This window comes from Pseudoalteromonas phenolica, from assembly GCF_044788725.1.
Lineage (GTDB): Bacteria > Pseudomonadota > Gammaproteobacteria > Enterobacterales > Alteromonadaceae > Pseudoalteromonas > Pseudoalteromonas phenolica_C.
In genome coordinates, this window is record NZ_CP173161.1 from 2,434,159 (window position 1) to 2,447,819 (window position 13,661).

The 13,661-nt window shown below is 40.9% G+C and carries 12 protein-coding genes; all 12 read right to left on the reverse strand.

Annotated elements, in window-relative coordinates:
- Positions 1-70: 70 nt before the first annotated feature.
- A complete protein-coding gene (locus ACH784_RS11150) occupies positions 71-3,697 on the reverse strand; it encodes a two-component regulator propeller domain-containing protein (protein ID WP_404390194.1) in 3,627 nt (1,208 codons plus the stop codon).
- Positions 3,698-3,817: 120 nt separating this feature from the next.
- On the reverse strand, positions 3,818-5,674 hold the full coding sequence (locus tag ACH784_RS11155; RefSeq protein WP_404390196.1) for a metallophosphatase: 1,857 nt from the start codon (positions 5,672-5,674) through the stop codon (positions 3,818-3,820).
- A 5-nt stretch (positions 5,675-5,679) separates the two neighbouring features.
- Positions 5,680-6,459, reverse strand: coding sequence for a TatD family hydrolase (locus ACH784_RS11160; RefSeq protein ID WP_404390198.1), 780 nt, complete (start codon positions 6,457-6,459; stop codon positions 5,680-5,682).
- 8 nt (positions 6,460-6,467) lie between these two features.
- Entirely contained in the window at positions 6,468-6,794 is a 327-nt protein-coding gene (locus tag ACH784_RS11165; protein WP_404390200.1) for a PilZ domain-containing protein, read from the reverse strand.
- A 9-nt stretch (positions 6,795-6,803) separates the two neighbouring features.
- Positions 6,804-7,703, reverse strand: coding sequence for a DNA polymerase III subunit delta' (holB, locus tag ACH784_RS11170; protein WP_404390202.1), 900 nt, complete (start codon positions 7,701-7,703; stop codon positions 6,804-6,806).
- Entirely contained in the window at positions 7,703-8,332 is a 630-nt protein-coding gene (gene tmk / locus ACH784_RS11175; RefSeq protein ID WP_404390204.1) for a dTMP kinase, read from the reverse strand. The genes holB and tmk overlap by 1 nt, the downstream gene beginning before the upstream one ends.
- The gene (mltG, locus tag ACH784_RS11180) at positions 8,322-9,311 is read right to left on the reverse strand and encodes an endolytic transglycosylase MltG (protein ID WP_404390206.1); all 990 of its coding nucleotides are present in this window, start codon (positions 9,309-9,311) and stop codon (positions 8,322-8,324) included. The genes tmk and mltG overlap by 11 nt, the downstream gene beginning before the upstream one ends.
- Positions 9,304-10,095, reverse strand: a complete 792-nt coding sequence (gene pabC, locus ACH784_RS11185) for an aminodeoxychorismate lyase (RefSeq protein ID WP_404390208.1) — start codon at positions 10,093-10,095, stop codon at positions 9,304-9,306. Before pabC ends, mltG begins: the two co-directional genes overlap by 8 nt.
- A 64-nt stretch (positions 10,096-10,159) precedes the next feature.
- A complete protein-coding gene (gene fabF, locus ACH784_RS11190; protein WP_404390210.1) occupies positions 10,160-11,398 on the reverse strand; it encodes a beta-ketoacyl-ACP synthase II in 1,239 nt (412 codons plus the stop codon).
- An 86-nt stretch (positions 11,399-11,484) separates the two neighbouring features.
- A complete protein-coding gene (gene acpP, locus ACH784_RS11195) occupies positions 11,485-11,721 on the reverse strand; it encodes an acyl carrier protein (RefSeq protein ID WP_058030130.1) in 237 nt (78 codons plus the stop codon).
- Positions 11,722-11,941: 220 nt separating this feature from the next.
- The gene (gene fabG / locus ACH784_RS11200; protein WP_058030131.1) at positions 11,942-12,688 is read right to left on the reverse strand and encodes a 3-oxoacyl-ACP reductase FabG; all 747 of its coding nucleotides are present in this window, start codon (positions 12,686-12,688) and stop codon (positions 11,942-11,944) included.
- Positions 12,689-12,701: 13 nt separating this feature from the next.
- Positions 12,702-13,628, reverse strand: a complete 927-nt coding sequence (gene fabD / locus ACH784_RS11205; protein ID WP_404390213.1) for an ACP S-malonyltransferase — start codon at positions 13,626-13,628, stop codon at positions 12,702-12,704.
- Positions 13,629-13,661: the final 33 nt, after the last annotated feature.

A 13,661-nucleotide genomic window follows, 5' to 3' on the forward strand; every position in this document is an offset into this window, starting at 1 on the left:
AAATCACGCCAAACTTTAAAATGCTGTTGTAACGAATAATTGATTTAACACCGCCAATTTATGAGTGTGTTTATTTTTCAATCAATGACAATGGCAGTTTCAACTTAATTTTAATTCCTTCTTCAAGTTTCGATTCGCATTTAATCTCACCCTTTAAAAGCTGGTTAATCAAGTTATACACTATGTGCATACCCAGACCACACCCGCCTTGATTTCTCTTCGTTGTGACAAACGGGTCGAATACCGTTTTTAGTAATTCTTCACTCATGCCTTTGCCATTATCATCATAATTTAAATACCAAAATTCACTATCACTAGAAATAGTTACATTTATTTTCCCTGATTCTCTGGCCTCAAATCCATGGATCATTGAATTATTTAAAAAATTGGTGATGACCTGATAAATAGCACCTGGATAGGTATGTAATTCAAAATCGTCTCCTTCGATATTTATCTCAATTTGCTTTCCTTTTGTTAGAGGAACCAATGAGTCAAACACCTCTTTTAGGTAAGACTTTATAAAGATGTTTCTTGCTTGTTCACTCGATTGGTCAACTGCAACTTGTTTGAAATTGCTAATTAAGCTTTGTGCCCTATCTAAATTTCTTAAGATAAGTGCATAACCTTGATTTTGCTCACTTATCGCATTATTCAAATCCTGTTGCCTTAAAGATTTGTTTTCAAGCTTAGATTCTATGCTAGCTAAACTTTCTTGATTATAAGTTAAAGCTGTCAATGCAACCCCCAATGGAGTATTTATCTCATGAGCTACGCCTGCGACTAAACTACCTAATGACGCCATTTTTTCACTTTCAATAAGCTCTTGCTGAGTATGTTGTAATTCCAACATAGCTTGTTCAAGCTTTTGATTCTTTTTATAAAGCTCATCTGTTCGCATCGCGACGTTAATCTCTAATTGTTCATTAAGCTTCTGGAGTGCCTCTTGGTTTTTCTTAAGTTCTGCAATATCTTTCAATGCACCGGCAATTCGAGTCGCTTTCCCATTTTCATCTCGCCTAACCACTTTTCCTCTATCTAGCACCCAGGTCCATTGCTCAAATAAATCCTTAACCCTAATCGCTATTTCATAGCTATCGCATTGCCCTTCTATACACTCTCTTACTTTTTCCTCTATTAGAATGCAGTCTTTTGGGTGTACAAATTGGTCGAAGTCATCGATGGTCATTACTGTTTCTGCATCACCATAATCAACTTTTGAAGAGACTGTGTGTCGATAAATTTGATTACTATTTACATGCCAATCCCATAACTCGTCTCCGCTTGCCCATAAGGACCACTCTAAGCGTTGTCTGAGCTCAGACATTTTAATATTATCTCGCACGACTTTTTTATATCTAAGCTGTCTTGCATACACAATCGACGCTATCAAAGTCAGCAAAAAGAAAACATAAAAACTCTTAGAACCCGTGTTCCACCACCAAGGTGCAGAAATATTAATTGAGAATTGATGAACTGGAGAGGCAACATTAAAACGATTAATAGTATAAGCTTCAACAATATAGTTTCCAGGTTTGAGTTTTAATAAGCTCACTTGCCTCACCCCATTAGCAAGTTTCAACCACTGCTCGCTTAAGCCTATAACCCGATAATAAAATTGATTTTGTTCTGCACCATAATCCAAACTAGAGTAATTAAGTGAAATGATATCTTGGTTGTGTTTTAGGTTTAATCCAGTCGCTAATTCTGGTGCAACTGGCAAGACTGAATCAGCCGCTGGGTAAAGGGACTCACCTAATAATTCAATTTCACTCACTAATAATGGGCGTGCTGAATTATCAACATCGAGCTTGCGAGGATAAAATTGATTGAAACCTTTCGCTCCCCCCATGAATAGCCGCCCATCTGGCGCCAGCCAAGCTGCATTATAGTTAAATTCATTATCTTGGATACCGTCTGTAGGAGAGAAGTTATGAACATTAAAATTGCTAATATCTATTCGACTTAGCCCGCCACTGGTGCCAGCCCAGACATGACCTACACCATCATAAATCAAACCCCAAATAGCGGTATTACTTAACCCTTCGTTTTGTGTGAAAGTACGATCAATACTAAAGTCATTATGGATTAATGTGATCCCTTGTTCACTTGCAGCCCATACTCTGCCGTAAGCCTCTTGAACCAACATAAAAACCAAATTAGATAGCAGACCATCTGAAGTATTTATTTGTTGAAGCTCATCTTCTTTATAACGAAATAAACCATTACCAATGCTGCCAAACCATAGCTCTTCTTTAACAACAAGCAACGAAGATACATGTGAAGGTGCATCAAGAGAGCTTGCAAAATAAGGCATTAGCTTGTTGGTGTTTTCGTTAAAAAACATCAGCCCCATAGTGCGTGAAGAAAGCAGTAATACTCCGTCATAGACAATAATGTCATTAAAACTGAGTTCAGGGCCATTTCCAAAATCAGGTTTAAAATGCTCTATTTGCTCAGTCATAAATGAAAATCTGAAGACACCATTACCCCGTGTGGCTATCCACAGCTCATCTTTATACATGAATAGCTTGGTGACAAAACTCCCTTGTACAGCCAATAAAGCTTTATAAATAAACTGTGATTCAATAAATCCTTGTCCGTTAAAAACATACACGCCAGATGAAGTACCGATCCAAATTCTATCTTGTTTATCAATCGCAAAGCTGCGTGTATCTGGTGTAGACAAGGGCGAATCCGGGTAATTATCTGTGCTGACGTGACCAAAAGACTCACTCAATTGGCTAAAAAAGTGTAATCCTCGGGTTTCAGTGCCAATCCATAGTCCTTTATTCTTGTCTCTCATAACTGAAAGAATGTTATTGTCTTGCAGTCCATTGGCTTGTTGACGCTTATACCAATGATTGATTAACCTGCCATCAAAATGGAACAAATAAACTCCATTGCTCGTTGCCAAGAGAATCTCATTGGTTGAAACATAAAGATTGTTTAAAGTGATGTTGGTGATCTCTGCAAAAGTTTTTGACCAAAGAATTCTTTTATAGAGGAGATCATACACAATCATTTCTTCACTTTTAGTCAGCAAAATAACTCTTTGCTCCCTGACTTTTAGCATCTTGAATTCACCTTCAAGAAGTAACAACGACTGCTGCCCGCTTTTCTCCATTAACCCTTTATCAGTAAGGTAATAAATGTTGTTGTTTTGCGCTTCGGGAGAACGAATAAAATTACCAATTAATTTAGAACTTGTTACCTCTAAGCTGCTTTGTTCAATCTGATAACTTTCACCATTTGCAGTGGAGACCATGATGTGTGTACTTTGACAAGTAACATCATGCACCCTATCTGAAGAGATCTCGTCATAATCATTAGCGAGAAAAGATGTGAACCTGCCATTTTGAGTGTTGTAACGACTTAACCCAGTATGTGTGCCTACCCACACATCTTGACCACTGATGCAAATATCCGTAATGAAACCACCGGAAAGGCTGTTCTTATTTTGTTGTTTTGGCTGAAACTGTTTGAATTCATGACCATCAAATCTATTCAGGCCTGCTTGCGTGCCCACCCAGATATAACCAAATTGATCTTGTGCCAATGCGGTGATAGAACTTTGTGTGAGCCCTGCATTATAGTCATAAGAACGCATGATCTGTGCTGTGTCGGTAAACTGAGGCACCGCCAGCAAAGCATGACTAAAAAAAAGCAGAAATAAAAAAGATAGAATTGTCGCTCTCATACCCTGCCATCAAACACACCAAAGTGTTTTAAATATAGCAAAGCAATTCAAACTAACTAAAAAATATACAAGTCTTTATATCTACGATATTAATTGTGTCAGTGATCTCTGGGGTTAAAATTAGAGCTTAAAGTCGCTCTTTGAGCCATCTGAGTGCAACAGGTAGTAGCCTGCCAGCTTGTTGTTTTCAAGCTCAATCAGGCTGATTGCTGCATGAGATAAAAGGTAAGGTGAGCGCAAATGCTCAGAGCGGCAAAGGTGTTTGGTCACTTTCATTTGCCAGCGCTTAGTGAAGAAGTTAAGCGGGCTCCACCTCGCGTATAAAAAAGAATCTAAATGATCAAAACACTTCAATAATGTTTTTGGGAATTCGTTTTTAATGCCTGATGCAGTCAATTGCCAGATGCGATTATCATGTTGCCCAAAACGTGCTTGCACAGAAAAACAAAACGAATAATGTACGTCACCAGATAAAATAATAGTCTCTATCGGCGTGTCACTGCGCCTAAAAATATCCATTAGTTTTCTTGCCGCGCCTTCATGAGCCATCCAATTTTCAACGTCTACAACCAAAGGGTGACCACAGGCATTGAAAATGGCTTGCACCGCTTCAATCGCTTTTACTCCAAATACTGGCGCCGGAGAAACTATAATTATCTCTTTTTGATGCTGAAGCTGAGTTTGAAGAAACATCAGCATTTCCCAATCCATTAGACCACTGGGCTCATTAAAGTCTTGCTCATTACGCCAACGGTGGGTTCTTGTATCTAATACAACCAATTTTGGCGTTGTTTCAAGGCAGTAATGCCAGTTATCAAACTGATGAAGGTGCGTATCAAATTTGGTCAGGTGCCATTCACTTGTCTTGAGGCTAGAGTTGAAATGGGCTAAAAGTGTTTTAGACACTGAGCCTGCGTCATTACCAAGTCCTTGGAATAGCCAATAAGACAGTAAGCCATTGCTGATAATTCGTTGACTGGCTGGATTTGACGAAATATTTTGCTCCCACTGAGCGGTTAAATTCCAATCATCTGTGACATCATGATCGTCGAACATCATCAAGGTTGAGACATTCGCAACCAACCTTGCAACCTTCGGCAAGCTCTTTACAAATCCCTGTAAGCTAGTTTTTTGCAACTCATATAATTTAGTCTGATTCGCATTGGCACTTTTAAAGTGCGCTTTATCAAAATCAAAAAACTGCCAACACACTCCGCTATGTGCTAATAAGTAATAGGCAATAAACTCTTCCAAATAAACAAGGTGATTGACTGCATGCGCGCTGGTAAAATGCGGATCATCTTGACGAAGCCAATACCCTAAACTGCGTTTTGAACGTTCTTGCCACGGTGTTTTTGGTAAGTGCGGCGTTCTTGCAAATAATTGCTCAGATAAATTATCAGGTAAATTTATATATTCAGTGCGAGCTTCTTCATATAAACCGAGTTGCTCTATAACAGCATAAATGGCTTGAAGCATTGGTCCGGCCACATCATCGGCATAGATTTGATCGCCAGAGAGCAATAATAATGTCGGTGCGGTTGTTTGATTCTGTCGCGCCTCAGAGACTGCTTTATCTGCGCTTGCCAATGAGTCATCAACAGGATAATGCGGGTTGCGACAAGAGCCGTGTAACACTTGCTTTAAAACATGAGGAATAACAAACTCGGGCGTATCGGCATGAGAATAACAATAAGCTGATAAATCCGTTTTAATATCATCAAGATACAACGTATAGCCTATTTCTGTATCGGCAATGAACTCACCATTTGTTGGTTTGACATTTACAATATAGAAAAAACAATGCTTACCCAGTGGTATTTCGAGCACCTCATTTTCAACCTCAGTGCCTGTAAACTCAAAACGCACGGCCCGAGGCATTGAAGTGACAAGTTGCAAACACACATTATTAACTTCAGCCCGACGAACCATAGGACCAAGTAAAAGTTCTGGAAGATGTGTGTTTACAACTGACATAACGATTATTTGCGCTTGGCTAAGCTAAATAGATCATAGAAGTTGTTGGTTGTTGCCGTTGCGAGCTCTTTATATGTGATGCCTTTTAAGTCAGCAATATAATATGCAACATCTTGTACATAAGCTGGCTGGTTTGTTTTGCCACGATAAGGCACTGGCGCAAGGTATGGTGAGTCAGTTTCGATGAGTAATCTATCTAGTGGAATTTGCTTCACCACCTCTTTTAATTCAACCGCGTTTTTAAATGTCACAATACCTGAGATTGAAATATAAAAACCCAAATCAAGAGCTTGCTTTGCCATGTTCCAATCTTCAGTAAAACAATGCAAAACACCACCGCATTTATCGGCACCATGGGCTTTCATCAGTTCTATGGTATCAGTTCGGGCATCTCGGGTATGAATAATCAGGGGCTTTTGCAGTTCATTGGCCACTTCTATGTGTCCAACAAAACTCTCTTGTTGCACTGAATGCGTGTCTTTTGAGTAGTAATAATCTAGGCCAGTTTCGCCAATCGCAACCACTTTATCGTGTTGAGCCAATGACAATAACTGACTTTTATCCAGAGCTTGATCTTGGTTTAAAGGGTGCACACCACATGAGACCGAAATATCATCAAATGCTTGTACTTTTTCAAGCATGCTCGGAAATTGATCAAGTGTGACGCTTACACATAAAAAGTGTTCGACTTGCTTTTGTCTTGCTGCATCTAATGCTTCTGGGAGTGATAAACCAAGTTTATCGAAATCTAATCTATCTAAATGGCAGTGCGAATCTACAATCATAACTACTCTTACATGGTGTAGGTGGGTTTTTCTGAATTAAGTGCTGTCCCCAGCAATTTTACGATTTTATCGTTAACTGTTTCATTTCCCTCAGAAAAGCCAACGCCCACGCCAGGTGGATTTGAATTTTGCGCGCCTTGCGGCGTTATCCATACTACTTTGCCCTCAATCACATCTTCTTCTAATGCATCTGGCAAAGTCACGCGAAGCGATAAAGGCTGCCCCATATCAAAGCGAGAGTTAGTTTTAACGAACAAGCCGCCGTGCTTTAATGCGGGCATATAACAACGATATAACTCGTCAAAATCTTCAAAATCTAGAAGTAAAACTTGCATAGTGATCCCCTACTGCAAAGCCTGTTTTAGCGCTGTAAATAACTTAAGCAAGGCTAATTGTAAATTCAAGCCTGGGATCTGTTGATGATCCTTTATAAAGTCAGCCAAAGCCTGCTGTGCGACTGTAATCTTTGAGAAGTCAGCACCATTGTATAAACCTTGCTTTATTCGCCCTTGAACAAAGCGCCCCATTTCATTCACCAACTCTGGTGATTTTACCAATAATTCAACACATTGCGACACATCAGTCGTATGATTGAGTGTGTCAATACTATGGAATAATTGGTTAATTTGTTCAACTTGACCCGTTTCAAACCAATGCTTTATTTTCAAAGGTTGTGATATAAACAAGTTAATCCATGGCTGTTCAGCGTAATCACCTAATTGCTGCGTCAACCAAGCCCTAACTTGCTGCTCGGATTGAACCGCTATATTGCTCTTTGCACAACGACTAACTATCGTCGCTGGCAATTGCGCAACATCATCACAAGTTAAAATCAAAAAGCGTTTTGCATTTGGCTCTTCAAGGGTTTTTAGTAGTGCATTGGCCGCTGAATGCGTCATTTTATGCGCTTGGTGAACAATAACTACTTTGTTACCACCTTGCTGCGCCGAATGATAGATGAAATCGCCGATTGCTCTTATTTCATCTACACCTATGGTCGCCCCCTCTGAGCTGACAAGCAGTTTATCAGGGTGAGTTTGTGCTGCAATTAAGCCACAACTTTTACACTGACCACATGCCAAAAGTTCTGAAGTATTTTCACACAAGATGGCATCAGCTAGCCCCTGTGCTAATGCTAACTTGCCTACTCCTTGCAACCCAGCAAGCAGTTGAGCATGATGAAAGCGACCCGCTTTAAAACTCGTATTGAGCTGTTGCCAAGGACGCTCTAACCAAGGCATCATCACAAATTAACCTGCTGATAAAAGTTTTCTAATGCCGCCAGAATATCAGCATGCACTTTATCCATCGCTTGCTCTGCGTTTATGACCACGCAGTTTTCATCCGATTCAGCTAATGCCAAATAACGTGCGCGAGTTTTCTCAAAAAACTCAATCGCCTCTAACTCAATTCTGTCTAATTCTCCGCGTCCACGTGCGCGCGATAAACCCACCTCTGGTGAAATGTCCAGATATAAGGTGAGATCGGGCTTCAAGCCCTGTAACACAATATCAGAAAGACTATCCAATGTGGTTTGAGATAAACCTCTGCCACCACCTTGGTAAGCTTGTGAAGACATGTCATGTCTATCACCCAGTACCCACTTGTTGGCAGCAAGACTCGGTCTGATCACATTATGCAGTAACTGCGCACGTGCAGCGTACATAATCAGTAGCTCAGTTTCACCTGCCACTTCTTCTTCATATTGGTTTTTTACAAGCGTTCGAAGTGCTTCAGCCATTGGCGTGCCACCCGGCTCTCGGGTGTTAATAAAGTCAATTTGCTTGTCTGCAAGAAACTGTTGGCAAATTTGCATTGCTGTTGATTTACCAGCCCCTTCAAGGCCTTCAATCACAATAAATTTAGCTGTCATTACTTCTCTTTAAAATATACTGTCTTACGGCCTTATTATGATCCGTTAAATTTTTAGAAAACTGGTGTTGCCCGTTGCCTATGGCAACAAAATAATAGTAATCAGTTGTATCAGGTTGAGTCGCCGCTATGATCGCCTCTTTTGATGGCATAGCAATGGGTGTCGGCGGCAAACCATTTATTCTGTATGTATTATAAGGCGTATGCTCTTTTAAATCTTTGCGTTTAATATCGCCATCAAAGCGTTCTCCCAATCCATAGATTACCGTTGGATCAGTTTGCAAACGCATTTTCTTATTGAGTCGGTTAATAAACACTGAAGCGATTTTTTTGCGCTCTCCTGCATAACCCGTCTCTTTCTCAATGATCGATGCCAATATAAGCGCCTCATAAGCATTTTGCAGTGGCAAATTGGCCATTCTATTTTCCCACACTTGCACGAGCTCTGTTTTCATTGCCTCATGTGCACGAGTAATTATCGACAATGCGCTATCGTTTGCATGATAAAAATAAGTTTCAGGTAGTAACCAGCCTTCCGCATAGTTAGTCACTTCTAATTGCTCTGAAAGCGTTGCCTCGTCAATATCGTAATCGATGAAATCAGCCGATTTGAGCTTATTGAGGACCATTTTTAAAGTGTCACCTTCAATCACAGTAAAACTAAACTGTTTTTGCTGGCCTTGGTGAATTTTATCAATGGCCTCTAACACGGTTAAGTTTTGTAGCTCATATAAGCCTGGTTTTAGCGAGGTATTCGCAGGATATAACTTGGCATATACTTGTAGTGCAAAACATGAATCAATATTGCCTTTCGCTAACCACTCATTACAAAGTCGATGAACACCCGTACCACGTTTCACTTCAAATAGCTCAGAGATGTTTGTCAGTTGTAACTGCTTGAAGTGTGTGATTTGCTGTTGAATAAATACGACAGCGATTAACATCAAGAGCACAAAGACTGCAGTTATCTTCTTAAGCATGTAAGGAACCCATTAAACTCTGTTTGACGATTAAAGCAGCTTCAAGCTCAAACTGTTTAGTATCTAATTGAATAATTGGCACTAACTCCATCAAACTATTACAAGTAAACAACACGTCCATATCAGACCAAAAACCGATACTCTCTTCAACTTCAATAATGGTATTTACTTGCTGCAATGCACTAAGGTAAACACCTTTTATTCCTGCTTTTGACAATTTAGGTGTAAATAACTCACCATTTTTAAAACCAATCAAATTTCCTGCTGATGTTTCAATCACTTGATTATGAATGTCTAACACTACCACATCATGGCTATCAGTAAACTGCTTGGCATCTTGTTTGATCAGCACTTGTTCAAGTCTATTTAACGTTTTTAAGCCAGCCAACAAAGGCTGATGACCCAATTTTACGTTTGAAGTGCTCACTTTGATCCCCTGAGCCTGCCAATCAGCATAATGTGTGGGAAAAGGAAGGATGGAGACAATCGCATTGAGGCTTGGCTCGTCAGGCGCTTGGTAACCACGCCCTCCCTCACCTCTGGTGATAACCACTTTTAATACGGCTAATTGATGCTCTGCCGCATGCTTTTCACACTCGAGTTGCAACTGTTGCCAATCAATTTTTGGAAAATATAGTGCTTTGGCACATGATTGTAGGCGTGTGAGATGAAAATCCCAGTGTTGGACTTTGCCTGATTTAATGGCTGCGGTGGTAAAAAAGCCATCGCCATATTGGAAGCCGCGGTCTTGAGGTGTGATTGTGGTTGTTATTTTTAAGCTCATTTTAATCACAAAAAAGCCCGGCATTGCCAGGCTTTCTTTAATAGTTTGTCGCCGTATTTAAAGATTATACCTTTTTAAATAGCAACGAGCCATTGGTTCCACCAAAACCGAATGAGTTACATAAAGCATACTCAAGTTTTGCGTCACGACCTGTGTGAGCAATATAATCTAGATCACAGCCTTCATCTGGGTTATCTAGGTTAATGGTCGGTGATACTTTTTGGTCGTGTAACGATAGCGCTGTGATAATTGACTCAACAGAGCCTGCAGCGCCAAGGAGGTGACCCATCATTGATTTAGATGAACCAACCATCACTTTATCAGCAGCGGCACCGAAGATAGACTTAACCGCTTGCGTTTCAGCTTTGTCGCCCGCATGCGTTGAAGTACCGTGTGCGTTGATATAACCCACTTCTTCAGCGTTTACACCCGCATCTTTTAGGGCATTTTCCATAGCAAGCGCCGCGCCTGAACCATCTTCAGGTGGTGACGTCATATGGAATGCATCGCCACTCATACCAAAGCCAACTAGCTCAGCATAAATTTTTGCACCGCGTGCTTTTGCATGTTCGTACTCTTCAAGTACCATCACGCCCGCACCATCTGACAGTACAAAGCCATCACGGTCTTTATCCCAAGGGCGAGAAGCAGCTTGTGGATCATCATTACGTGTTGAAAGTGCACGTGCTGCACTGAAACCACCCATACCAATTGGCGTAGATGCTTTTTCCGCACCGCCTGCAACCATTGCATCTGCATCACCATAAGCAATCATGCGCGCAGCATGGCCGATGTTATGCAAACCAGTTGTACAAGCAGTAACGATTGAAATATTTGGACCTCTCAAGCCATGCATGATAGACAAGTGACCAGAGATCATATTGATAATTGTCGAAGGCACATAAAACGGTGACAGCTTACGTGGGCCACTATTAAGTAGTTTTACATGGTTTTCTTCGATTAATGTTAAACCACCGATACCTGAACCTACAGCGACACCTACACGTGCTGCATTTTCGTCAGTGATTTCAAGACCTGAGTCTTTTAAAGCTTGAACCCCTGCTGCAACACCATATTGGATAAACAAGTCCATTTTTTTGGCTTCTTTCTTCGGCATGTACTCAGTGACATCAAAGTCATTGATCAGACCTGCGAATTTAGTTCCAAAATTTGTGGTATCAAAGTGCGTGATGTTAGAAATGCCACTTTGGCCTTCTAGTAAGCCTTGCCAGGTTGATGCAACATCATTACCTAGCGGCGTCAACATACCTAAGCCAGTTACTACGACTCGACGTTTAGCCACGGTTTCCTCCAAAAGGGATTGATTATTTTTATGAGGGGGTAGAAAAGACTAAGGGCAGCGAATGCTGCCCCAAGTGATACGTTTGATTACTCAGCGTGAGCAGTAACGTAGTCGATCGCTGCTTGAACAGTAGTGATTTTCTCTGCTTCTTCGTCAGGGATCTCAGTGTCGAACTCTTCTTCTAGAGCCATTACTAGCTCAACAGTGTCTAGAGAGTCAGCACCTAAGTCGTCTACGAAAGACGCTTCGTTTTTAACTTCTTCTTCTTTAACACCTAGTTGCTCAACAATGATTTTCGTTACGCGTTCTTGGATATCGCTCATTCTTCTTTCCTTTATTAAAACGCATTTGCGTTATTTTCAGATTGCGGCGTAGTGTACGGCGCATAATTCTGGGTTTCAAGGATTTGCTCAGATATTTTGATCTGGTCAAACCTGTTATAAATTAATTTATACTTTTATCGCTTATTTTAATAGCAATTTCAAGTAAGATTGCAGCAAGATCACAAAAAATTAATTGAATCTTTTTTATGATCTACAGCAATTAAACCATGTACATCGCACCATTTACATGCAAAGTCTCACCTGATACGTACGCAGCCGCATCAGACGCTAAATAACATACAGCAGCTGCAATTTCTTCAGGCTGACCTAAACGACCTGCAGGCACGTTAGCAAGCGTTGCTGCTTTTTGCTCATCAGTTAGCTCATCAGTCATGTCAGTCTGAATGAAACCTGGTGCGATAACGTTCACTGTAATACCACGAGAAGCCACTTCACGTGCTAGAGATTTAGAAAAACCAATTACACCCGCTTTTGCAGCTGCATAGTTTGCTTGACCTGCATTACCCATCGTGCCCACAACAGAACCAATGTTGATGATACGGCCTGCTTTTTTCTTCATCATAGGACGAAGAACCGCTTTAGAAAGACGGTAGATAGAGCTTAAGTTGGTATCGATGATGTCGTTCCATTCATCGTCTTTCATACGCATAAGTAGGTTATCACGAGTGATACCCGCGTTATTAACTAGCACGTCAATATCACCAAAATCAGCTTTAATTGCCGCTAACGTTGCTGTGATTGAATCAGCATCCGTCACGTTTAGCGCGTAACCTTTACCGTTTTCGCCTAAATATTCACTAATTTTTTCAGCGCCAGATTCGCTCGTCGCAGTACCCGCAACAATCGCACCTTGTGCAACTAATGCATTAGCAACAGATTTACCGATACCACGGCTTGCACCTGTTACTAAAACAATTTTACCTTCTAATGAAAATAGATTGCTCATTATTTATCTCTTCTTATTTAGCAGATTCAATTGCTGCTGCATCATTTACTGATGCACATGCAATTGACTTATCAATACGTTTAACTAGACCGCTCAATACTTTACCTGGGCCGAATTCGTAACTTTGTGTAATGCCAAGCTTTGCAAGTTCTTGAACTGTTTCAGTCCAACGCACTGGGCTGTATAGCTGACGCACTAGCGCATCTTTAATCGCTGCCGCTTCTGTTTCAATGGCAACATCAACGTTGTTGATCACGCTTGATTTCGGTGCATTGAATGCAAGCGCTTCTAAATCAGCAGCCAGTTTTTCTGCCGCAGGCTTCATTAGTTCACAATGAGAAGGCACGCTTACCGCTAATGGAAGTGCGCGTTTTGCGCCTGCTTCTTTACACGCTTCAGATGCTTTTTCTACCGCTTCTTTGTGGCCTGCAATAACAACCTGACCCGGAGAGTTATAGTTAACTGGTGCAACAACTTGCTCACCCGAAAGCTCAGCACAAATTGCTTGGATTTTGTCGTCATCAAGACCGATAATAGCAGCCATTGAACCTACACCTGCTGGTACGGCTTCTTGCATATAAAGACCACGGTTCTCAACCAATTTTACGGCTTCAGCAAGACTTACTACACCTGCACACACCAAAGCTGAGTACTCACCTAAGCTGTGACCAGCTAGAACGGTCTCAACTTCTGCATTGCTTGCTAACCATTCACGGTAAACCGCAACGCTCGCAGTTAGTAATGCTGGTTGTGTACGATGAGTTTGATTTAGTTCTTCAGCTGGACCGTTAACAACAAGATTTGCTAAGTCATAACCAAGCGCTTCCGACGCTTCTGCAAATGTTGCTTTTACAATTTCTGATGATTCAAGTAACTCTGCAAGCATACCAACTGCTTGTGAGCCTTGACCTGGGAATAAAAGTGCAATTTTCTGTGACATATAATGCTCTTTATAATAATAGTTATGCCACCC

Coding starts and splice junctions, on each gene's coding strand:
- acpP (WP_058030130.1), bottom strand. CDS start 11,721: ATGAGCGATATCCAAGAACGCGTAACGAAAATCATTGTTGAGCAACTA.
- ACH784_RS11165 (WP_404390200.1), bottom strand. CDS start 6,794: ATGCAAGTTTTACTTCTAGATTTTGAAGATTTTGACGAGTTATATCGT.
- fabD (WP_404390213.1), bottom strand. CDS start 13,628: ATGTCACAGAAAATTGCACTTTTATTCCCAGGTCAAGGCTCACAAGCA.
- ACH784_RS11155 (WP_404390196.1), bottom strand. CDS start 5,674: ATGTCAGTTGTAAACACACATCTTCCAGAACTTTTACTTGGTCCTATG.
- fabG (WP_058030131.1), bottom strand. CDS start 12,688: ATGAGCAATCTATTTTCATTAGAAGGTAAAATTGTTTTAGTAACAGGT.
- ACH784_RS11150 (WP_404390194.1), bottom strand. CDS start 3,697: ATGAGAGCGACAATTCTATCTTTTTTATTTCTGCTTTTTTTTAGTCAT.
- ACH784_RS11160 (WP_404390198.1), bottom strand. CDS start 6,459: ATGATTGTAGATTCGCACTGCCATTTAGATAGATTAGATTTCGATAAA.
- holB (WP_404390202.1), bottom strand. CDS start 7,703: ATGATGCCTTGGTTAGAGCGTCCTTGGCAACAGCTCAATACGAGTTTT.
- tmk (WP_404390204.1), bottom strand. CDS start 8,332: ATGACAGCTAAATTTATTGTGATTGAAGGCCTTGAAGGGGCTGGTAAA.
- pabC (WP_404390208.1), bottom strand. CDS start 10,095: ATGAGCTTAAAAATAACAACCACAATCACACCTCAAGACCGCGGCTTC.
- mltG (WP_404390206.1), bottom strand. CDS start 9,311: ATGCTTAAGAAGATAACTGCAGTCTTTGTGCTCTTGATGTTAATCGCT.